The 21,336-nt window shown below is 43.3% G+C and carries 17 protein-coding genes; 14 read left to right on the top strand and 3 right to left on the bottom strand.

Annotation, left to right across the window (positions count from 1 at the left end; translation table 11 throughout):
* Nucleotides 1-104: 104 nt before the first annotated feature.
* From SPSYN_RS02060 to SPSYN_RS02020, 9 genes are all read left to right on the top strand, one after another.
* Nucleotides 105-773: a corrinoid protein gene (locus SPSYN_RS02060; protein WP_161820834.1), complete on the top strand. Its 669-nt coding sequence runs from the start codon at nucleotides 105-107 to the stop codon at nucleotides 771-773.
* A gap of 3 nt (nucleotides 774-776) precedes the next feature.
* Nucleotides 777-1,802: an MtaA/CmuA family methyltransferase gene (locus SPSYN_RS02055; RefSeq protein WP_161820833.1), complete on the top strand. Its 1,026-nt coding sequence runs from the start codon at nucleotides 777-779 to the stop codon at nucleotides 1,800-1,802.
* 17 nt (nucleotides 1,803-1,819) lie between these two features.
* Entirely contained in the window at nucleotides 1,820-3,490 is a 1,671-nt protein-coding gene (locus SPSYN_RS02050; RefSeq protein ID WP_161820832.1) for an ASKHA domain-containing protein, read from the top strand.
* A gap of 18 nt (nucleotides 3,491-3,508) precedes the next feature.
* The gene (locus SPSYN_RS02045) at nucleotides 3,509-4,582 is read left to right on the top strand and encodes a uroporphyrinogen decarboxylase family protein (protein ID WP_161820831.1); all 1,074 of its coding nucleotides are present in this window, start codon (nucleotides 3,509-3,511) and stop codon (nucleotides 4,580-4,582) included.
* A 127-nt stretch (nucleotides 4,583-4,709) separates the two neighbouring features.
* Nucleotides 4,710-4,931, top strand: coding sequence for a uroporphyrinogen decarboxylase family protein (locus SPSYN_RS02040; protein WP_161820830.1), 222 nt, complete (start codon nucleotides 4,710-4,712; stop codon nucleotides 4,929-4,931).
* A gap of 469 nt (nucleotides 4,932-5,400) precedes the next feature.
* Entirely contained in the window at nucleotides 5,401-6,267 is an 867-nt protein-coding gene (locus tag SPSYN_RS02035; RefSeq protein WP_161820829.1) for an ABC transporter ATP-binding protein, read from the top strand.
* Nucleotide 6,268: 1 nt separating this feature from the next.
* Nucleotides 6,269-7,336: an ABC transporter substrate-binding protein gene (locus tag SPSYN_RS02030; protein WP_161820828.1), complete on the top strand. Its 1,068-nt coding sequence runs from the start codon at nucleotides 6,269-6,271 to the stop codon at nucleotides 7,334-7,336.
* Nucleotides 7,337-7,392: 56 nt separating this feature from the next.
* Nucleotides 7,393-8,151, top strand: coding sequence for an ABC transporter permease (locus SPSYN_RS02025; RefSeq protein WP_161820827.1), 759 nt, complete (start codon nucleotides 7,393-7,395; stop codon nucleotides 8,149-8,151).
* Between the two features lie 72 nt (nucleotides 8,152-8,223).
* A complete protein-coding gene (locus SPSYN_RS02020) occupies nucleotides 8,224-9,348 on the top strand; it encodes a uroporphyrinogen decarboxylase family protein (RefSeq protein WP_161820826.1) in 1,125 nt (374 codons plus the stop codon).
* 308 nt (nucleotides 9,349-9,656) lie between these two features.
* On the opposite strand, the gene SPSYN_RS02015 is transcribed toward SPSYN_RS02020, so the two are convergent.
* The 3 genes from SPSYN_RS02015 to SPSYN_RS02005 form a co-directional block, all read right to left on the bottom strand.
* A complete protein-coding gene (locus tag SPSYN_RS02015) occupies nucleotides 9,657-10,508 on the bottom strand; it encodes a hydrogenase iron-sulfur subunit (RefSeq protein WP_161820825.1) in 852 nt (283 codons plus the stop codon).
* 37 nt (nucleotides 10,509-10,545) lie between these two features.
* On the bottom strand, nucleotides 10,546-13,644 hold the full coding sequence (locus tag SPSYN_RS02010; protein ID WP_161820824.1) for a CoB--CoM heterodisulfide reductase iron-sulfur subunit A family protein: 3,099 nt from the start codon (nucleotides 13,642-13,644) through the stop codon (nucleotides 10,546-10,548).
* A 725-nt stretch (nucleotides 13,645-14,369) separates the two neighbouring features.
* Nucleotides 14,370-15,644 carry a double-cubane-cluster-containing anaerobic reductase gene (locus tag SPSYN_RS02005; protein ID WP_161820823.1) on the bottom strand — a complete coding sequence of 425 codons (1,275 nt, stop codon included), beginning with the start codon at nucleotides 15,642-15,644 and terminating at the stop codon, nucleotides 14,370-14,372.
* 567 nt (nucleotides 15,645-16,211) lie between these two features.
* On the opposite strand from SPSYN_RS02005, the gene SPSYN_RS02000 reads away from it, so the two are divergent.
* The 5 genes from SPSYN_RS02000 to SPSYN_RS01980 all read left to right on the top strand — a co-directional run bounded on the left by SPSYN_RS02000 (nucleotide 16,212) and on the right by SPSYN_RS01980 (nucleotide 20,728).
* Complete coding sequence (locus SPSYN_RS02000) at nucleotides 16,212-16,778, top strand: nitroreductase family protein (protein ID WP_161820822.1); 567 nt, start codon at nucleotides 16,212-16,214, stop codon at nucleotides 16,776-16,778.
* 298 nt (nucleotides 16,779-17,076) lie between these two features.
* Nucleotides 17,077-17,775: a phosphate signaling complex protein PhoU gene (gene phoU / locus SPSYN_RS01995; protein ID WP_243152870.1), complete on the top strand. Its 699-nt coding sequence runs from the start codon at nucleotides 17,077-17,079 to the stop codon at nucleotides 17,773-17,775.
* Nucleotides 17,776-18,229: 454 nt separating this feature from the next.
* Entirely contained in the window at nucleotides 18,230-18,844 is a 615-nt protein-coding gene (gene amrB / locus SPSYN_RS01990) for an AmmeMemoRadiSam system protein B (protein WP_161820821.1), read from the top strand.
* 241 nt (nucleotides 18,845-19,085) lie between these two features.
* Nucleotides 19,086-19,616: an HD domain-containing protein gene (locus tag SPSYN_RS01985; protein ID WP_243152869.1), complete on the top strand. Its 531-nt coding sequence runs from the start codon at nucleotides 19,086-19,088 to the stop codon at nucleotides 19,614-19,616.
* A gap of 410 nt (nucleotides 19,617-20,026) precedes the next feature.
* On the top strand, nucleotides 20,027-20,728 hold the full coding sequence (locus SPSYN_RS01980; protein ID WP_161820819.1) for a tyrosinase family protein: 702 nt from the start codon (nucleotides 20,027-20,029) through the stop codon (nucleotides 20,726-20,728).
* Nucleotides 20,729-21,336: the final 608 nt, after the last annotated feature.

Genomic DNA, 21,336 nt, shown 5'->3' with positions numbered 1-21,336 from the left:
TATATGATTTATTTATACAAAATATATCAAAATAAAATAAATAGATCATGGAAAATCATGGCCTTACAGCTTGTTTAACGATCAAAAATAAGGGGGATTAAAAAGTGAAAAGCAAAGAAGAGCTATTAAAAGAGTTGTCTGACTGTGTGGTTGAAATGAAAGATAATCTGGTCGGTGGAGTGGCCAAGGAATATATCGAGGCAGGTTACCCGGCTTTGGACGGTATAACCGAAGGCTTGGTAGACGGAATGCAAAGAACTGCCGATTTATATGAACAGGAAGAATATTTTATTCCTGAACTTTTAATTTGTTCCGACGCTATGTATAACGGCCTGGATGTTTTGAGGCCGCACCTGGAAAAAACCGAAAGCCGGGAAAAACACAAGGTCGTCATTGGTGTTGTCGAAGGGGATACCCACGATATTGGTAAAAACTTGGTGCGCATTATGCTGGAGGCAGCCGGTTATGAAATGCATGATTTGGGCAGAGATGTAGCTTTGCGGAGTTTTGTAGATAAAGCCAAAGAAATCAAGGCCGACGTTATTGCGATGTCTACCTTAATGTCAACGACCATGCCTGGTATGAGTCAAGTGATTGAAATGCTGATAGCGGAGGGACTCAGGGATAAAGTAAAGGTGATCGTCGGCGGAGCTCCCATTTCTCCGACTTTTGCCCAAAAGATTGGCGCGGACGGCTATTCCGCCACTGCGGTAGAAGCGGTCAAGCTGGTTAACCGGCTCATGGGAGTTGAGTCTGAGAAGATTGGGGCTTAGCCAATGTCAGCTTATACTCCAAAGGAAAGGCTCCTGGCAGTGGTGCATAAACAACCGGTCGATAAACCGCCGTGTATTTGCCCCGGCGGCATGATGAATATGGTGTTCCAGGAAATCATGGAAAAATCGAACTATTTATGGCCGGAAGCGCATGTTGATCCGGAAAAAATGGCCGGCCTGGCTTATGCCCTAAACGAAGCTGGCGGCTTTGAAAACTACGGCGTGCCCTTTTGTATGACAGTAGAGGCTGAGGCGATGGGTGCCAAAGTGAATATGGGGAATTTGTTAAGCGAGCCACATGTGGTTGAATCCCCGTTGGCGTCTTCTACCCGGGTGGATTTATTGCAGCCTCTAGACATTAATTCCGGCCGAGTCAAAGTGGTGATTGAGGCTATTAAATTATTGAAGGCAAAAAATACCGGTGTACCGATTATCGGTAACCTGACCGGCCCGGTCAGCATTGCCGGTACCCTTGTGGATATGTCGGTTTTGCTGAAAGAATACCTCAAAAGCCCGGCTCAAGCAGAAAAGCTTATGGAGTTTATAGTAGCCAACCTGATAGCTTTCGGACAGGCGCAAATAGAGGCCGGTGCTGATGCCATTTGTATCTCCGAACCCAGCGGCACCGGTGAGATATTAGGCCCGCAAAGATTCAGGGCTTTTTCGGTAAGGTATGTCAATAATGTATTGGATGCCTTGGAGGTCCCCGTAAAAATTGTGCATATCTGCGGTGCTTTGAAAAGCGTTTATGAAATAATTCAAGAGTTTCATTGTGATGTATTTAGCTTTGATTCAATTGTGCCGGTACAGGTAATTAAGCAATATATTCCAGATATAATTGTGATGGGCAATATCAGTACCCATGCCCTGGGAACCATGTCTCCGGATAAGGTGACTAGCCTGGTGAAATCCGCCATGTCCAAAGGGGCGGATATTATAGCCCCGGCTTGCGGGCTTTCAACCACTACTCCCTTAATCAATGTGCAAACAATGGTTGCAGCAACAAAGGAAAAAACAACAGTTAACTAACTGGCCAGGAGAAAAAAATGGCGAAGGTAACTATTAATCATAATAACGGTATCGTAAGTGCATATGAAAGTGACCGAGCAGTAAATCTTTATCAATTTTTGGCCGGATTAAAATTAATTGATGCGCCCTGCGGCGGTGCCGGCGGCTGTGGCAAATGCAAAGTAAAAATTTTAAACCCGCATGTTGCGTGTCAAGAAAAGGAAAAGGAGACCTTTACAGAAGCGGAGATCGCCGAAGGCTGGCGTTTGGCTTGCTTACATTCCATAGCCGAGGATATTACTTTAGCCTTACCGCCTGAAGAGGTTCTAACTGAGATTATCAGTCAGGGCTATTTAAGAGATTTTGTCCTGAAACCTCATATAGCAAAAAGACTAGATCAAAATGGCAATACCGTGGTTATGGCCGGTCAAGAGATAATCGGCATCGAGCAGAGTGATACGAGGAACAGGCTTTATGGCCTGGCAATCGATATTGGCACAACAACTATAGTGGCCGGCTTGATTGACCTATCAAACGGCCAGGAACTGGCCAGTATATCCTGTTTGAACGGCCAGAAGACTTTTGGCCAGGATGTGATAACCAGAATTAATTATGCCATGACAAATACAAACGGCACACTAATCCAGCAGAAAACTATTTTGCAGGATTTAAGAAAATTAATCAAAGGAGTTATCGCCCAGTGCAGCCGGGATTATACTATTACTTCTAAAGATATTTATGAAATTACAGTGGGCGGCAATAATACCATGATACATCTGCTGGCCGGTATTGATCCTTCATCTATGGGTGTATCTCCATATTTGCCGGCCTTTACTGGGGCTTTAGTTCTAAAGGCTGTTAAAGATTTGCATCTGCCAGTATCCGAATTTTGTCTTGTATATTGTCTGCCCGCGGTGTCTGCTTTTGTAGGTGGGGACATTACTGCAGGCATATTGGCCTGCGGTATCCATCAAGAGGCCGGAAATACTCTTTTCATCGATATCGGCACCAATGGCGAAATGGTACTGTCCAGAAATGGCAGGCTCGTTGCTTGTTCCTGCGCGGCCGGACCTGCACTGGAGGGCATGAACATTAGCTGCGGTGTCAGGGCTGCTGAAGGTGCGATTGAGGATGTGCAGCTAAGGGGCTCCGGTGCGGATATTGTGGTGGAGGTTTCCGTGATTGGCAATGTTAAACCAACCGGGCTATGCGGGAGTGGCTTGTTGGCTGCTGTTGCCGAGCTGGTTAGAACAGGCATTTTGCATAAAAGCGGCCGGCTACTAGAACACCCTTTGGTGGAAAAAGTGGCCGGCAAAAAACGCTTCGTCATTGATCGGGATAATGAAATATATTTGACCCAGCAGGATATCAGACAGGTTCAGCTGGCTAAAGGGGCAATTCTGTCCGGCATCCAGACCATGGTACAGGCAGCAGGCATGGATTTTTCGGAAATCGACCGGGTGCTGGTTGCAGGCCAGTTCGGGGCGCATTTAAAGGCGGAAAGCTTAACGGGTTCCGGTCTGATTCCCCGGGAGCTGGAAAGTGTAATCACTTATGTGGGCAATACTTCTAAATCAGGTGCCTACCTTTGCCTGCTATCTACTGCAGAGAGAGAAACCGTGGAAAAAGTGGCCGGTCAGGTTAGTTATATTGAACTATCGCATTTGGAAGGCTTTGATAACGTATTTGTTAAGGCTATGGAATTTTAAGGAATTGAGGGATTGAATATGCATAAAGATGATTTAATGACACCCGTAGAAAGGGCGAAGGCTCTTGAGAAAAAAGAGCCGGTAGACAGGCTGCCCATCAGTATGTTTTACTTTGCCCCCGGTCATGCTCTGCTGGGCTGGACCAGAAAGCAGGAACAAGCTGATGCCCGTTCGTTAGCTGAAGTACAGAAGAAGGTCTATAATGTTTTCGGTTGTGACGGAATAAGTGTATCTTATGGCCTGCACGGTATGGCCGTAGCTTTTGGTGCAGTAATGTCTAACCCGGAGCATCAACCACCAGCTATTTTGGAACACCCCATTAAGGATATCAATGATTTAAGTATATTGGATTTGGAACGAGTTACTGTAAAAACCGATCCGACCGTTAAGAAATGTTATGAAGCCGCTCATATCCTGAGAGAGGAACTGGGTCATGAAGTAAGCTGCAGCATGGGGTTTACGGGAGCATTTACCTGTGCCTCGGGGTTGGTAGGCACGGAACAACTTTTGAGAGCTCTGCACAGGCAGCCCGAGCAAGTGCACAAGCTAATGGATTTTATCACTCAGGCCTTACTGCAGCTGGCCAGGCCTTTCCTGGAGGAAGGCTTTAACGTTTCTGTGGCTGATCCGGTCGCTTCAGGAACGATCATCCAAAGGAAACGGTTTCAAGAATTTGTGGTACCTTATGCCCGCCGCTTTGTGGAGGGTTGTGAGGCTGTCAAACCTGGACCGATAAGCTGCCATATTTGTGGCGATACCAGTAAGCTCTTAGAGGATATGGTTGACTGTGGTTATAAAATGGTCAGTCTCGATAACAAGGTGGATTTAGCGTTGGCTAAAGAAAAGATTGGTCACCGTGTTCACTTGATAGGTAATGTCGATCCCATTAATATAGTTTACTTGGGGACCCCCGAACAGGTAAAAGCCGGTGTCCGGGAATGCTTCCAAAAAGCCTGGGACAGCCCTTGTGGTTTTACTATTTCGACCGGCTGCGATTCTGCTTACGGCACACCCCTGGAAAATTCGCTGGCATTTATGTCCGAAGCCCGCAAATGCGCTAAATATCCATTGAACCCGGAAAACTTTATCTGAGCTATGGTCCCATTGATATGGCATCCCAGGGGATTGGCACTCATCGCAAAGCATAATTTAATGTATGAAGATACATGAGTTGGAGATAGATATAATGTTTACCATAAATATACAAGGAGGAAACGGCGTGAATTATACCGGCTGCAAATTAAAGGACCAGATGACTCCCAATGAGCGTATGGGTGCTTTAATGCAGGGCAAAGACATCGATCGCATCCCCTGTGTGCCCATGATTGGCAACACGGCTGCCCAGTATATTGGCTTATCAGTTAGCGAGATGCTGAAATCCCCCCAATTGATCGCTGAGGCTCAAATGCGGCAAATGGCCCTTGAATCCCAAAAATTTTAATTAATCAGTAAGGGTGCAATTAAACAACCGTTTCTTTGCACCTTATTTATATTCACTAGATACAACCATCGATATATCCCTCAGTAAATAAAAGAATATTATTTATTATAATTTGCCATAAAAACATTAAATAAATAAGAAAAAGTATTTTTATTGCCGATTATTTAAATATGTTTGAATATGTTCAAGTAATATTTTTATTATGACATATTTCGAGACTAACAGAGACTTATCGATGGGAAATCATTGTGTCTAAGCAAAGTAACAATCCAATTTTGATATAAAAGGAGGTCGGGGAGTTAGCAGAATAAATATCCGAGCTGTGGCTTAAAAATGCCCGGGGTCACTTAATGCAAATAATGAGACGAGAGGGGTAATACAACAAAGTTATTATAAAATTTTATAATAACTAAAATATTTTTTTATTGCATTGGATGGGTAGATTGAGAAATATTGTTGGAGGATAAATATGCTGGATGTATCAATGAACAACTTGCAATTTGCCTATGACAAGGAATTGGTTTTGAGTGGCGTTGATTATCATGCCAAAGCCGGTAAATTTATATGCTTTTTAGGGCTATCTGGTTGTGGCAAGAGCACGCTGCTGAGGCTGATTGGCGGTTTGGAAAAGTCGGATCCCGAGCAACTGCTGGTTGGCGGCAAGCCTGTCTATGGTCCAAGCCTTGACCGGGCTATGGTATTTCAGGATTATAGTTTATTCCCTTGGATGACGGCAGGTGAAAATATCACTATTGCATTAAAGCAAAAGTATAATAGGTGGAGTAAACATAAAAGAAAAGAAGTAGCTTTGGAATGGATTAATAATTTAGGCTTGGATGAAGACCTTTTTGATAAATTGCCCATGAACATTTCCGGCGGTCAACGTCAACGTTTTGCAGTGGCTCGAGCTTTTGCAATTGATGCTCCGCTGCTCCTGATGGATGAGCCTTTTGGCTCTTTGGATGCTGTTACCACAGCTTTGTTACAGGATACGATTTTAGAATTGTGGCAAAAAGAAAAGGAAAACCGTAAGACGATCTTTTTTGTGACTCACAGCGTTGATGAGGCCTTGCTCCTGGCAACAGATATTGTAGTTTTAGGGCAAGCTCCCAGCAAAATCATTTACGTTCAATCATTTACTGAAGAAACAAAACCAAAACGTGAAACGTTATATACAGATCCCGCGGTGCTTGAATTGCGCAACCGTTTAATAAAAATCATCAATGACGAAATCGCAGAAAAAGCACAGCGCTTGAAGGAAGAGAAATCCAATGCCTTAAGTGGCAAGAGCAAAGGTAAAAAACCCCTATTTTTTTTAAGAAAGAAGGTTAATTAATTTGAAGAAAAAATTATCCGCAATTATCCTCTGTTTGGTTATGTTGTTTGCCCTTGCAGGATGCGGTTCTGAAACTCCTGGTAATGAAACCGCTGCTGCTCCAACCGATGATGTGTTAAAAGTTTCCGTTGCTGCTCAAAGCAACTCTGGGCAAGTTTTTCAGTATATGGCTGAAGAGCATAATTTCTTAAAAGAAGAAGGCGTTGATGTTGAGATGGTTTATATCAACAATGGTACAGATGCTTTTCAGGCGCTGGTAGCTGGAAAAGTTGATGTACTTTCAACATACGGTACAGGCGGTCCGCTTATTCAAATCGCTAACGGCCAAGATTTCACCATTTTCAGCGGCTATATGATTACAGGTGAAACTCCTTGCTTTGGTAAGCCGGAAACCGAGTGGACAAGCCTGGAAAGTTTCCGCGGCAAAAAAATCGGCATCACTCGTTTCGGCACACCTGACGTCGTACTAAAAGGCGTATTGTATGATGCAGGTCTTTTAGATGAGGTAACCTTTATTGAATTTAAGAAAAACCAGGAGGTTTTACAGGCTGTATCTAGTGGCGAAGTTGACTTTGGAGCAACTGCAACCGGTTATGAATTGCAGGCGGCCGACCTGGGCTTGGAGGTCAAAATGTGGCCTGATGACTACTGGCCAAATCATTCTTGCTGCCGTGTGCTCGCAAAAGGCTCATGGATGCAAGACGAAACAAACCAAGAAGCACTTTATCGCATGCTTCGTGCATGGTTGAGAGCTGAAGAAGCAATGCAAGGCAACTATGACGAAGTTGTTGATTTGGTCGTGAAAAAACTTGACCTGGACAAAGCTACCGTAGAAAGCTTTGTTAAGAGTCCACATATGAAATATGATAATGACCCATACAAAAATAGTGTCATTAAGATGTGGAACAAGATGACAGATTTTGGCTATATTGCTGATACCAAAGTTCAAGTTGAAGAACATATCAATACTGAAATTTACAAAAGGGCTTTGGATTCTTTAATTAAAGATTATCCCGACAGCCAATTCTTTAAAGATAAGCTTGTTCAATTCAACGAAAACAACGCCTAGCTAATTTTGAGTTATTATATGGATAATCCACTTTGTAAGCAAGGAGCATTTTTTAAATGGAGATTAATACAAAAAACTATGTAAGCATTATCGTCATAGGTGTTTGCATATTAATTGCCTATATTTTGCTGACTGATGTGTTTAGAGTTTTATCGAGCTTTTTATTCCCAAGCATATTTGATGTAATAAAACTGACTCCTGATTATATCGGCCAGCTATTTATAGGGTTGAAGAGCTCTTTGTATTTGTTAGTCACTGCTTATGTTTTGGCTGTTATCAGTGCAATTGCACTTGGCACCTTAATTGGCTTGAAAAGCGGCCTGCGTAAAAATGTTACGCCTTATATCAATGCTTTCAGTGCTATACCGGTACCACTTCTGACACCATACGCAATCAATTTATTCCCAACTTTCAAGGCTGCTTCTATCTTTTTGATCTGGTTGGCTGCATTTTGGGTAATATTGGGCACAACAATTGGTGCTGTGATGAGTATTGATAAGCGCTATCTGGAAAATGCCGCTACTTTGGAAATGCCGGGAATTGAAAAGCTTTTCAAGGTTATTTTGCCGGCAGCATCTCCTGCCATATTGGTTGGCTGTTCCGTAGCCTTGATTTTGTCATTTATGATGTTGGCTGTTGCTGAAATGTTTGGCGCAACCTCCGGAATGGCCTATTTTGTTCAATACTATTCTGACTTTGCCAGATTTGACTTAGTAATGCTGGGCTTCTTGTTTACAGCCTCGGTTTTGGTTTTTATTATGTATATCTTTGATAAAATCAAACATCGCATATTGCATTGGACAATCAATAACTGACAATATAATTATTACACCATTAGTATTGGTATATAGACACGATTATATAGATAAGAAAAGAGGTGTTGGACAATGGGAAATGTGAATTTGAGTAGAGTTAATGAAATGACACCTGTTGAACGTGCCGCTGCTATGGCTAAAGGTGAATCAGTTGACCGTTTGCCATGCAATCCAAATGTAGCTAATGGTGTAGCTAGAGTTTATGGTTGCAAAATCTCCGAATTTAATAGTGATGCAAAAACTCTGGCAACAGCGCAAATTGCGTCATATAAACGCTTCGGCTATGACAGTGTTCGCATATTTACGGATTTGTTCACTTTGTGCGAGGCGATGGGCGCCAAGGTTAAATTCCCCGAAGATGATACCGCGGATTTGTTGGAACCGGCAATAATTGATGTGAAAGATATAGGCAAATTGCAACCTGCCAACCCTTATAAGGACGGTAGATTACCCGTTCAATTGGATGCCATGAAATATTTGATTGAAGAGGTTGGCAATGAAGTTGGCTGTTCCGGTGCGGTTGTCGGACCTTTCACGAATGCTTTTTTCCTGTTGGGCGTAGATAATACATTAAAGCTGATAACCAAAAATCCCGAGGCAGTTCATGCCTTATGTCGTGTTTCTTTAGAGACATGCAAAATTTTCGCCGAGGCAGTTATCAAATTGGGCTTGACCCCAACCATCTCTGAACCGATGTCTTCTTGTTCTGTGGTTAGCCCCAAAACTTTTCGTGAGTTTTCCGCACCATATTTGAAAGAACTGGTTGATTTCATCAAGAGCAAGGGAAAAGGTGTTATAATGCATATTTGCGGTAAAACTAGCCACATTTGGCAAGACATTGCCGACATGGGTGTTAACGGCTTCAGCATTGATAACGTTGCCAGCCTGGCAGACTGCAAAAAGTCAATCGGTAATCAAGTGCGAATTCTTGGAAATGTAGATCCGGGTGGCGTTGTTTATTGCGGTACTCCGTTGGATGTTCGTCTGAAAACGTTGGAAGGCATAGCCGATTGCTATGATTCGCCCAAGGGATATACCCCAATGAGCGGTTGCAGTTTGCCGGTTGAAACACCCTTCGAAAATATACAAGCCATGATGGATACCGTGCGTGACGTGGGCTATCCTGTGAGACCGGAAAAGGTTGAGGCCATGATAGCTGATTGTAAAAAACAGTTGGAGAGTTTAAAGTACAATTAAATTGTCCTAATCATATCCTTAAGGTTCGTAAAATTAAAATAATATGAGGTGCAATTATGCTTCTGTACACCAGCAATTCGTCTTTCTGGCGTAGTTGTTAATGCTATGGCGGGGCAGGAATAGGACAAACTATTTATCATTTCAATAATGACATATAATATATTTTTACTCCTTGAAAAAAAGTTTAACAGGGAGGGGGGATAAGAGCAGTTGTCAAACCTCAAAAATATACTAAACAAATAATATAGTTAAATTCTTTCAAGTATAAAAAAAGCCCCCGCGTCCACGAGGGCTTTTTGATATGACCTTTAATTGGCTGCCTGCTCCTTGCTTTTTCTGAGTACAGTCCTTTCTCCCTCCGGAACGGGCGGCGGAACAGGCTCACCGGCAGCAAGTTTGGTACCCGCAGCAAATTTAGGCGGGCAGACTTCAAAACAGGTTCCGCATTTGATGCATTTGTCTTGATCAATGATATGGATCTGTCCCTTAGCGCTGATAATGGCATCGGCAGGGCATCTTCTCGCGCAGGTCATACAGGCCTGGCATTTAGCCGGATCAATATAGTACGAAACTACCTCATTTAGTAACTTATCAACTTCGTCAAGGGTGAAAAGCGAATTATGGTCCTCATCATTATCAATCTTACGCACTTTCAGCTTTTCTTTTTCCGTCACTTTAATGTAGGGGATTAGCTTGCAAATATTATTCAATTTTACCTTTAATTCGTTTTCGTCTAAACCCTCGCCTTTGCCAAGCGGTCCAAAACCCTCCACCTGCTTGAGAAATTCATTCATAATATTGGCGTAGCGGATACCTTCGCCGGCAGATACCCACTCAATTCTCAGTCTTTGCGGGTTTACTCCGATAAGCTCAAGTATTTTTTTGCTTAGCTGCACCATGTTTAAAGCGTCGTAATTGCCTTCCGTGATATAATGGCAATCGCCAAGATGGCAGCCGCCGACAAATACCCCGTCTGCTCCGTTGAGAAAGGCCCGGAATATATGTTTCATATCGACACGACCGGAGCACATCACTCTGACAATATTCAAATAAGGCGGGTATTGAAAACGGGAAACCCCAGCCAGGTCCGCGCCTCCGTAGCAGCACCAGTTGCATATGATACCCACCAATTGAGGTTTAAAGATACCTTCGCTACTCATTTATATCTCACTCCTCAGGAAGTAATAACTGTTATATTTATAACCGGATTTCTTCTAAGTCTGAAAAGCATGCGTCAATTTGACTTAAGAGCTGTTCATCGGTATAGTGCTTCAGGTTAATAGCGCCTGGTGGACATTTGGCGTTGCATAGACCGTCTCCTTTACAGAGCACAGTGTTTACTTCAGCCTTTTTACTCCTTTGATTCAACGTTATGGCGCCATACGTGCAAGCCGAGACACATTCTCCACATCCCATACACCTGCTCACATCCACCTCGCAAACTGAGCCGGGGGCGACGACCGTATCATTCGAAAGCAGTGTTAATGCCCGGCCGGCAGCTCCATAAGCCTGGCTGATCGTTTCGGATAAAAGCTTGGGATAGTGAGCAAATCCACACAGGTATATACCTTCAGCCCCAAAGTCAACCGGTCTCAATTTGACATGGGCTTCTTGGAAAAATTCATCCGGGCTCAAGGCTACTTTGAATAGTTGGGTAATTTCCTTTCTTCTTTCGGAAGGGATAACAGCGGCAGCCAAAACAACTAGATCGGCATCTAATTCAAGAGTTTTATTTAGAACAGGATCGGGCACGACGACTTTTAAGACAGGCCGGCCATCATCATCCTCACCCGCTTCTACTTGAGGCCTATAATCAGGCTCATATCGGATGAACCTGACCTCCTTACTTGCTGCTTCCCGGTAATAATCTTCTTTAAACCCATACGTTCTGATATCCCTGTAGAGGATGTATACATCCATCCCGTGGTTTATTTCTTTTAGGGTCAAAGCGTTCTTGATGGACTCCTGGCAGCATATCCGGCTGCAGTAATTCCTGTCTTCGTTTCTGCAGCCTACGCATTGGATCATCACAATACTTTTTGCGCTGACTACCTGTTCGTTTCCTTTGACTACTTGCTCCTCCAACTCCAGATGAGTCAGTACCCGTTCATCCTCACCATAAAGGTATTCGGTTGGTTGATATATTTCGGCACCGGTAGCAATGACAATTGCCCCGTGTTTGATCTCGGTGACCCTTCCTTCGGACTTTACTTTTGTCACAAAATTTCCTACATAGCCACTGGCTTCTTCGAAAGTGGCGCCGTTAAATACGTGGATCAAGGGATGCTGGTACACCTTAAGAAGCAGATCGTGTAAAAATGCCTGGACATCCAGCCCATCCAAGGTGTAATGAAGCCTGCGCGCTATTCCTCCCAACTCTTGCTCCTTTTCCACCAGATAAACATGATGGCCCTGGTTAGCTATAGAGAGAGCACTGGTCATGCCGGCCACGCCTCCGCCGACTACTAACGCGTTCTTGTTGACGGGCAGAGTAAATTCCTGCAGGGGTTCCAAGAGACGGGCGCGGGCAACGGACATCCGAATTGATTTCTGGGCTTTTTGGGTGGCTGCTTCTTTTTCTTTGGAGTGCACCCATGAGCAATGTTCCCTGATATTGGCAAATTCAAAGTAATACTGATTAATCCCGGCCTCCCTCAGGGTATCTCTGAATAGCGGCTCATGGGTTCGGGGGGTACAGGCGGCGACAATTACCCGGTTAAGCCCTCTTTCCTCGATATCTTTGGCTAACATGGCGGCAGCTTCAGTAGAACATATAAAAAGACTTTCCTCAGCGTGAACCACATTGGGTAAAGTCAAAGAATATTGAACTGTGGCAGGCACATCCACGATTCGCCCGATATTAGCTCCACAATGGCATACATAGACACCCACCTTGAGTTCCTCCTGGGAGACATCCCTTTCCGGCGGGTAAACCCTCTCCTGGGCCAGGTTCCCGCGTCGGTAGTCCAAGAGTTCACCGCACTGGGCACCGGCACCGCTGGCGGTCAAAACCGACTCGGGGATATCCAGGGGACCCTGGAAGGCTCCGCTGATAAAAATTCCCCGGCGAGTGGTCTCCATAGGATTTGCCGGATTGGTTTTGCAAAAGCCATGCTCATTGAGCTCGATACCAAATTTATCTGCCAGACTCCCGGCATCAGCAGGCGGGGTTAGACCAACAGATAATACCACCATATCAAATTCTTCCTCTTTTATTCCCTCATCGAAAGTTGCATACCTTACCGTAACATTCTTAGTTACCGGATCTTCTTTTACTATTGATGCGTAGCTTCTGATAAACTGAATACCGGGAAGTTTTTCCGTTCTTTGGTAAAACCGTTCGAAGTCCTTGCCATAGGAACGAATATCGTTATGGAATATGGTACACGTAGCATCGGCGTCATGGTCCTTGGTCAAAATCACCTGTTTCTGGGTATAGGTACAGCACACTGCTGAACAGTAGCTGTTTCCGCCGGGAAGAACCTGCCTGGAACCGACACAGTGCAGCCAGGCTATTTTATGCGGATGCTTTTTATCGGAAGCCCGCAGTATCTCACCTTCGTATGGTCCGGTGGCGCATAATAGCCGTTCATAGTCCATACTGGTGACTACGTTGACAAACTCTCCGTAGTGATATTCCCCTCGCAACTTGGGATTATATGGTTCATAGCCCGGAGACAAAATTATCGCTCCTACTCTTACTACTACCTGCTTCGGCGTTATATTAAAATCGATAGCATTATTATTACATATTCCTTCGCATATCCGGCATTTACCCTCTTTAAGGTACAAGCAGCTTTCATCTATATAAGGTTTAAGGGGAATTGCTTGCGCGAAATAGATATGAATAGCTTTATTCTTCGATATTCCCTGGTTAAATTGATCAGGATACACGACAGGACAATATTCAACACAAGTAGTACAACCCGTGCATTTGGTCTCGTCAATATATCTGGCCTTTTTAACCAGAGTAACCTTGAAGTCTCCAGCTTGCCCTTCGACTCTGTCAACTTCAGAATAGGTCATTAGCTCTATGTTCGGATGCCTGTTACATTCAACAAACTTGGGAGATTCAATACACATGGAGCAGTCATTGGTGGGGAAGGTCTTGTCAAGCTGGGACATGTGGCCGCCAATAGTCGGCGCTTTGTCCACCAGGTAAACCTTAAACCCCGCCGTGCCAAGATCCAGCGCGGCTTGAATACCGCTGATCCCTCCACCGACAATCATAACATCGCCAAAATTATTGCCTGCAAAATTATTACTAAGCAGTTTAGTAATTTGCTCTTTTTCCATCTAATCACCCCGTCTATTCCTTTTGAGATAGCTCTGAGTACATTTGCCATGCCGGCTTGGCCAACGCAGATGAGCGTAAGCCTTGGGTAGGTCGTTAATCGTTGTCTGGAAAATCCAGCTAAACACAAAGCGCTGTCTACTCACCATTTACATCCGGTGCCTAATATTTTCGGTTTGAACTTATGTTTAGCACTCATGCATATCTCACCTCCTCTCAGAGAAGATCAAAGGCCCGGGGAATACCGGCAGCTCAAAGCAATAAATTTCCGCTATGAGCCGGGTACGACCAGGATAAACGAAGAGTTAAAATATGCCTAAAGTTTCAGTAATAAACTAAAAGATTCCTTTGTTGTCTTTATTGATAATTCTTATAACTAAAATGACGGGATAAAAAGTACTTGTAGACCTTTACAAAATATGAAATTTTATGCTGCTTATTTGCAGAAATATGGAGACTACGGGGTAATTATGTCGGAAATTTTATGGCGCACAGGTCAAGATTATATTAAACTTAAACCCGGCATTATGAAGGCAGAGGTGCCGGTGTAATGAATATAGAAAAAGTGGAGGTTCCGGAAAACTGAGGATTATCCGGAACCTCCACTGGTTGCAACATCTGGTAAGTTTCGCCTAACAACGCCTATTTTCAACTTATGCACTAGCAGAACGTTGCTGGTCGTGCAAATACTAGATTAAACCATGACTTGATGATGTTTTAATCTAATTTATTTATCCAGCATTTCCAGAAAAGCCTCGACCCTGGTTTTAATCTGGCCGGAATCCTCTTGCCCGTAATCCGTTTCTAGATTAAGCAGAGGGATATGATGCCCTTTGAGCACTTTCTCTACCCGGTTAGCCTCGACAAGGTACGGGTCACAGAAAGCCAGGGTGCAGTTGATCACACCGTCCGCCTTAAGTTCCTCAGCCAGGGTAACTAATTTTTTCATCCTACCCTCATTGGGCGTAAAACAGGCACAGTTGATGTCCAGGTATCGATCGGCGATAGCCTCAACTAATTGCTCAATATTTTCCCCTTCTTCCGGCACCAGGTTCTCAAAATAGCGGAGTCCGGTGCACATTTCTTCCGCCACTATTACCGCGCCACTGGTTTCAATGACGTGGGGCACCTTCCAGTTGGGCAGGGCCATCGGCGTGCCCGAGAGAATCAACCGCGGTGCACCGGGCTCAGTGACCCCACGGCTTTCCTGCACTCGCTTCTCCAACTCGTCACAAAGGGCGTTAACTTGGGCGGTAAACCTGGACACATCATCATACATGGCAATTTGTTCAATTAAGAGGCAGTCTTTGCTGCTAATCGGGGCAGGATCGTACCGGCGCAGCTCATTTAAGCGCAAGAGCGCCCGGCGTTTATCGTTGCTCTCTTTGATCGCCTGGCGCAGCGAGTCTAAAGTAATCTTGTTGCCGGTGTAACCTTCTACCTCGGTTAAAAAATCCCGCACTTCACTGCGCCATAAGGCTTTGTCTTTTTCCCGCTTCATATGGGGTGTTTCCAGCACATGCACGGGCACATAATCATTTAATATTTCAAAGGCCTTCTTTTTGCCGTCGCAGGTTGTTTCCCCCACGACCATATCGCAGGACTCAAAATACGGGCAAACCTTGCCAAGCTTGAACCCCATAAAGGATTTAATCAAAGGGCAAATATTTCTCGGCAGCACTTTTTCCGCCTGAGCTGTGCCGATGTCCGCCCCCGAGCACAGGCCGATACAGATCCCGCCTGCAGCACGTATAATTTCCTCGGGAACATAAACGCAAAAAGCGCCGATTACCTTGCCGTCCGCGGCCTTATGATCCAGCAACTCCTGAATCCGCTGGCCGTGCACCTCACTGAACACAAAATCAAAATACTCCATAGCCTCGGGCCTGTTTTCCTGGTTCAGGAATACAGTACCATAGGTCGGCGGCAATATATCCATCAACTGGTCGTGTGCTTCTAGATTCAGCCCAAGGGATTCCCACATCTTACGGTAATCAGCCATCTCAAGTTCCTCCTGTGAGTGGAATTAATTAATTTGCTTTTAAATACTAATAAAATTATATATCTATAGATAGTAATCCTTTATTGTATTGTTTTATTGTTCTTATCGTTAACTATTAAGTAATAAAATAATTAAATATTCAGTAGTAAAGTACCAACCTGTTACTTACGCGTGCTTGAACTATTTGTCTGGCTTAAACTTGTCTTAACCGGGGTTACAGTTTTAAATAATGGAAGCTTGTAATGAAAAGTAGCGGTGAGTACAATTAAAATGTGAATATCAAAAGAAAGGATATAACATAGATTTTTAAATTATGTTTGATAATGGTGTGTAGTATGCAACACCAGACGTTCGTAATCATGCTATAGGATGCACCCTTGGGTTCTTAAGACAATAAATAACATAATGTTGCATTAATCCTGAAGGTGTTAACTAACAGCGTGTATAATTAAGAATCAATATTGCCTTAAGTTCGGGGTGGTTTATGCAATTAACCGGTAATTGTATAACTATCGCCTTGAATGGCTGAAAATAAAAAAGCAGATGAACTGGCTTGGGAGGTTTATAATGGATGTTGTTGCAGCCATCGAAGCACGCAGGAGTATCCGGGCTTTTCAAAACAAAATAATACCTAAGGATACTATAGCCAGAATGTTGGAATTATCAACTAAGGCTCCTTCAGGTAAAAACCGTCAGCCCTGGCGGTTTGCTGTATTGCAGGGTAATAAGAAGGAAGAGTTAGCAAAGGTAATGCATAATGCTATTACTCAATTGAAACAGTCCAATAAAGACACCGGCAGCTGCGAGTTAAGTATTCATACTATCAGAGAAGCGCCAGTGGTAATTTTAGTTTTCAATGGTTTTTCTAAGGCGGAAAAAGGATATCGTCACTATACATTGCTGATGGATATCCAATCCATAGGCGCTGCTGTGCAAAACCTGCTTCTAGCTGCCCAGGATTTTGGCCTGGGTACCTGTTGGATTTGTGATGTTTTTTATTGTCCTGAAGAAATATGCTCCTGGCTAAACCGTCAAGATGAGCTGGTGGCCGCAGTGGCGATTGGCTATCCAAACGAATCTCCCGCTCCCCGGCCGAGCAGGTTGGTGCCGGAAGTTACCACCTGGCTGGATTAAGCTAAGGTAACAGCATGATACGCATGGATCGAAATTGGCAGCTTGTCCCAAGTTTTGTGTTTGTCAAACAATAAAATATTGAACAAGATTTGCTAGTAATAAAAAGGTATTAATTTAGGCGTGAGCATTCTAAGTATTGTTTTTGTACTTGATTTACCAGTTAGAAAACCACTATACTTTATATTGATGGTCGAACATATAAAGCTTGACTGAACAACATAAAACACTCAGATTGTTAGTTATTAAAATTTACCACGCATTACATCAGAAAGCTTCGATTGAAAAAGGGGGCTAAAAATTGGCAATAGAGTCACTTACTGAACAACTTAATCAATTAAAAGACGATATTTTGCTGATGGGCAAAATGGTAAGTAATGCTATTGAAATGGCAGTTGATGCTTTAAAACGCCAGGATATGGAGTTGGCTGTACAGGTGGCCATGAACGATGAAAACATTGATCAGCTGCAGTTGGATATAGAAGGTAGGTGTCTCTCACTGCTGGCCTTACAGCAGCCTGTGGGTCGTGACCTTAGGTTTATTGGGACTGCATTAAAAATAATTATTGACCTGGAAAGAATGGGCGATCACGCTAGTAATATAGCAAAGGTAGTCCTATCAATTGGTAACGAACCGTTAATTAAGCCGTTGATCGATATCCCCCTCATGGCTGATTTAATCCATACAATGATCCGGCAAAACTTAAAGGCTTATGTCAATCAGGACCGCGATAAAGCTCTGAAGACAGCACTGCTGGATAATAGCATAAATGCCTATTTTACTAAGGTTTTTAATGAATTGCAGGAGTTAATGGCCAAGGATCCGAAAAATATTAAGCAGGCGGTTTTTTTATTGTTTATCGCCAGGTACCTGGAGCGGATTGGCGACCATGCAACAAACTTAAGCGAGATGATTGTTTACACCATTACCGGGGAAAGGTTGGAGCTTAAAGAAGGACGTGTTGAAACAAAGCTGTTTACTAATGCAGAGGAAGTTTAAGTAGATTTTTGTATTTAAATAGCAGGGGCGGCCGTACAGAGGCTGCCTTTTCTCTTTATCGAGGCCTTTACTTGTAGTTAAAAAAAATTCAATGTGACAATATATTACAATATTCCCGAAGGTATTAATAAATCTGTCGTATAAATAGTAAGTATTTTTGTAACCGACAACGAGAAATGAAAACGAGGAATGAAGACTTTGGCTGACTTATCATAAAGTATCCACGAGCTGATGACAGAAAGTACTAAGCAAAAAGAAAACCAAGCTAGTTTGAGCAGATCTTTTATCATTAATGCTGGCGTGGTTATTGGGCGAAAGCAAATTTCGTCCGGGTTATTTGGCCCAAGTAAGTAAATCAAAGTCAGTCAGGTTAGAAATGACACAAAGAAACATGCTATATAGATAAAGTTAAAAGTGTGTTTTTGTAATGCATGGAAGGAGGTCGTGGAGTATAATGTTAGTTTTTGGCGTTATTTCACCCCACCCACCGATTATCATTCCGGAGATCGGTGGTGCTGAGACAAAAAAGGTCAGGAAAACCATAGATGCATTAGAAACAGCTGCTCAACAGTTGGCTGATGCAAAACCGAACAAAATAGTGATTATTGCCCCCCACAGGCAGCATGGTTATGAGGTGCCCCTGTACTACCTGAGTCAGAAATTAACCGCCCAGGCCGAGCTGGAAAAAATATTGGTTACAATTCCTTCTTTTGAGTACTATTATGAGCTCGGGAAACAATGCGGAGCGGCAATTGAGCAGTCCAAGCAACGGGTAGCCATCATAGCCTCTGCAGATTTATCCCATGTCTTAAAAGCTGAGGGGCCTTACGGTTTCCATCCAGCTGGACCCAAACTAGACGAAATTATCGTACAAGCGGTCCGTGATAAAGATGCCCAAAGTTTACTGTCCCTTGACCGGGAATTTATTGGAGACGGGGCTGAGTGCGGGTTAAGGTCGATTTTATATCTGTTCGGCGTGTTTGCAGGCAAGGACTATGCAACCGAAGTATTATCCTACGAAGGGCCCTTTGGCGTAGGCTACATGGTAGCTGTTTTTACCGTTAAGTAACCACGTTGATGAATACCTGGCTAGAGTGCTTAGCATTTAAGCCGGAAATTTTTTTGGGTTTTTGTGGAGAATGCCCTGGATATGGCGTGGCTGGCTAGCGTTCAAGGGCTGAAAAATGTCTGGGATATCTAATTTAGTTGAGCCCTTTTACAAAAATAATCGTTTTAAATTTCTGAACAGTTGTGCAAATATAGTATAGGCAAACTGGACTGTCATCTGTTATAATACAAACATGATAGAGATGATTGAAAGCAAGCTAAACTTAAAAGTTGACCTGAGCACTAAACAGGAGTATCGGGACTGCATCAGCGATCTGGCGCAAAATCAATTGATTTATACTCTTGATGATTTTACCCACCATCGCTATTTTTCACGTCTCGAGCACAGTATTCATGTATCCTTTTTTGGTTACCTGGTATGCAAAAAAATGGGACTTGACTGCCAGTCTGCAGCCAGAGGAGGGTTATTACACGATTTTTACTTTTATGATTCCCGCGTAACCAAGCCTGATAAGGGCATTCATTGCTTAAGTCATCCAACCACTGCCTTAAAAAACGCCTTAGAATACTTTTCTTTAAATAAGGTGGAACAGGACATTATCGTGAAGCATATGTGGCCGGTTACTTTGAGTCCGCCCAAATATATGGAATCCTATATCGTTACTATGATGGATAAATACTGTGCAACCAGGGAAGTTGCCAGGTACGGCAGCAGGTATGTGCCAGATCAACAGACCCAATATGTCAACCCCTCGCATCGTAACTATATCTAGACCGTATAACTGTATGCGGTGGCAAGCAAAGAAGCTGCATTAAAAATTGCAGTTAAGAAAAGTCTTACTAAACCGGATTAGACGGGGGGTAAGTTTGGCTTAAATGGTTAGCCAGGTTGTTGGGCGTAGGTCCGCTGCTGCCTGGTTAATGTCGCTTGGTTATTGACAGCACGATTAAAAGAAAAGTAACAATATATTTTAAAAATATTTTAAAAAGGCAGAAAAGCCGCGTTAAACCGGGATTGTTCAGCACAATCAGGGTGAGATGCGGCTTTAATCATTGTAAATGGTAAATCTCCCGGCAGTGGAAGCACATCCAGGCTCTAGCAATTATATTTGTTATAGACATTCACACTCGGTACGTGTCCTTCATAGCATAGAATTAATGAATACGTTCTAGGAGGAAACAAATGCACAGGCCTAATTTAAACAATTTGCCTCCAAGTGAAAGAACTTTACTGGCAAGTTTAATTCAGCAATATGCTACCCCTGGGATAATTAACCTGCATTCGAATGCGGTTTCATCCGGTGTTCATAACGATCCAGTCGGGTTTCTTTCGTTTCATAGAAACTATATTGCTGGATTAGAAGCCTTCTTGATTGAGCAGGGTTATGCGCAATGGGTACCGTTGCCGGCGTGGAACCCGGCAGAACCAATTCCTGAGGAATTTAACATTCCTAATAGCGGCCCCGAAAGGTTATTAAATTTAAATCCAAACGTAAGCTTTTCACCTGAGTTTGACCAGGAGAATTTAACTAATTTCGCCACGGTCGAAGAACTGGGTATGGCTTTAATGACCAGGCACAACCTGGTCCATGCAAGAATAGGCGGTGTAATGAATAACCTTAGACGTGCACCTATTGCACCCATTTTTTGGGTATTTCATAGTTTTATTGATGATATTTGGTGGGAATGGCAGAGGCTTACCGTTGTTGTGCCCTCGGTTATCGGATTAAAATTAGCAGATGCCACAAATATTTTAAGTAACTTTGGCCTTCGTACCATGAGGAATGCTAATCTATATACTTCGGCTGGGGTAAAAATAAAGCAGCAGAGGCCTGCTCCCTTAACTCTAAGCCTTTTGGGATCTGTGGTTGAATTGTATTATTAATCAGACAAATGTTAGTTGAATGCATCCCGATTTAGGTGATTGTATTAATATTTTTTATATATGCCGTATGCGACATAAATTACCAGTTGCTAAAATGCCCTCAAAATGATAACATAACAAACGTCGCTGCTAGAACGGCGATGCAAGCAACTAAGTCAGGGCAATACCGGTAAACGGAGTGTTCAGTAAAACAGAAGCAAACCACAAATTGCCTTTGACACAGACCGATACAAAATGCTACAATACAAATCCGGTCGTAAAAACGGCCGCACAGGTCCTTGAAAACTAAACAGTGCAAAGAGATGTAAAACGAACGCAGTCGTGAATGGTCCATAGCGACCAATATGAAACGACAGCAACCGAACCAAACCTCGTCAAGCGAAAGCAAAGCGAGAAATAAAAAAAGAGAGCAAAGATTAAACTCTTTTGAATAATAAATGGAGAGTTTGATCCTGGCTCAGGACGAACGCTGGCGGCGTGCTTAACACATGCAAGTCGAACGGTCCAGCACTCAACTCAGTGCTTATCTTGTAATAAAAGCGAAACATCTAGTATAAAGAGATAACGCTTAATACAAGGTAGGTAACGAGTTGAGTGCTGGATAGTGG

Origin of the sequence: Sporotomaculum syntrophicum (assembly GCF_009932395.1) — a bacterium.
Taxonomy (GTDB): Bacteria; Bacillota; Desulfotomaculia; order Desulfotomaculales; family Desulfallaceae; genus Sporotomaculum; species Sporotomaculum syntrophicum.
Note: the sequence above shows the minus strand (reverse complement) of the source record. Positions and strands in the feature narration are given on the sequence as shown.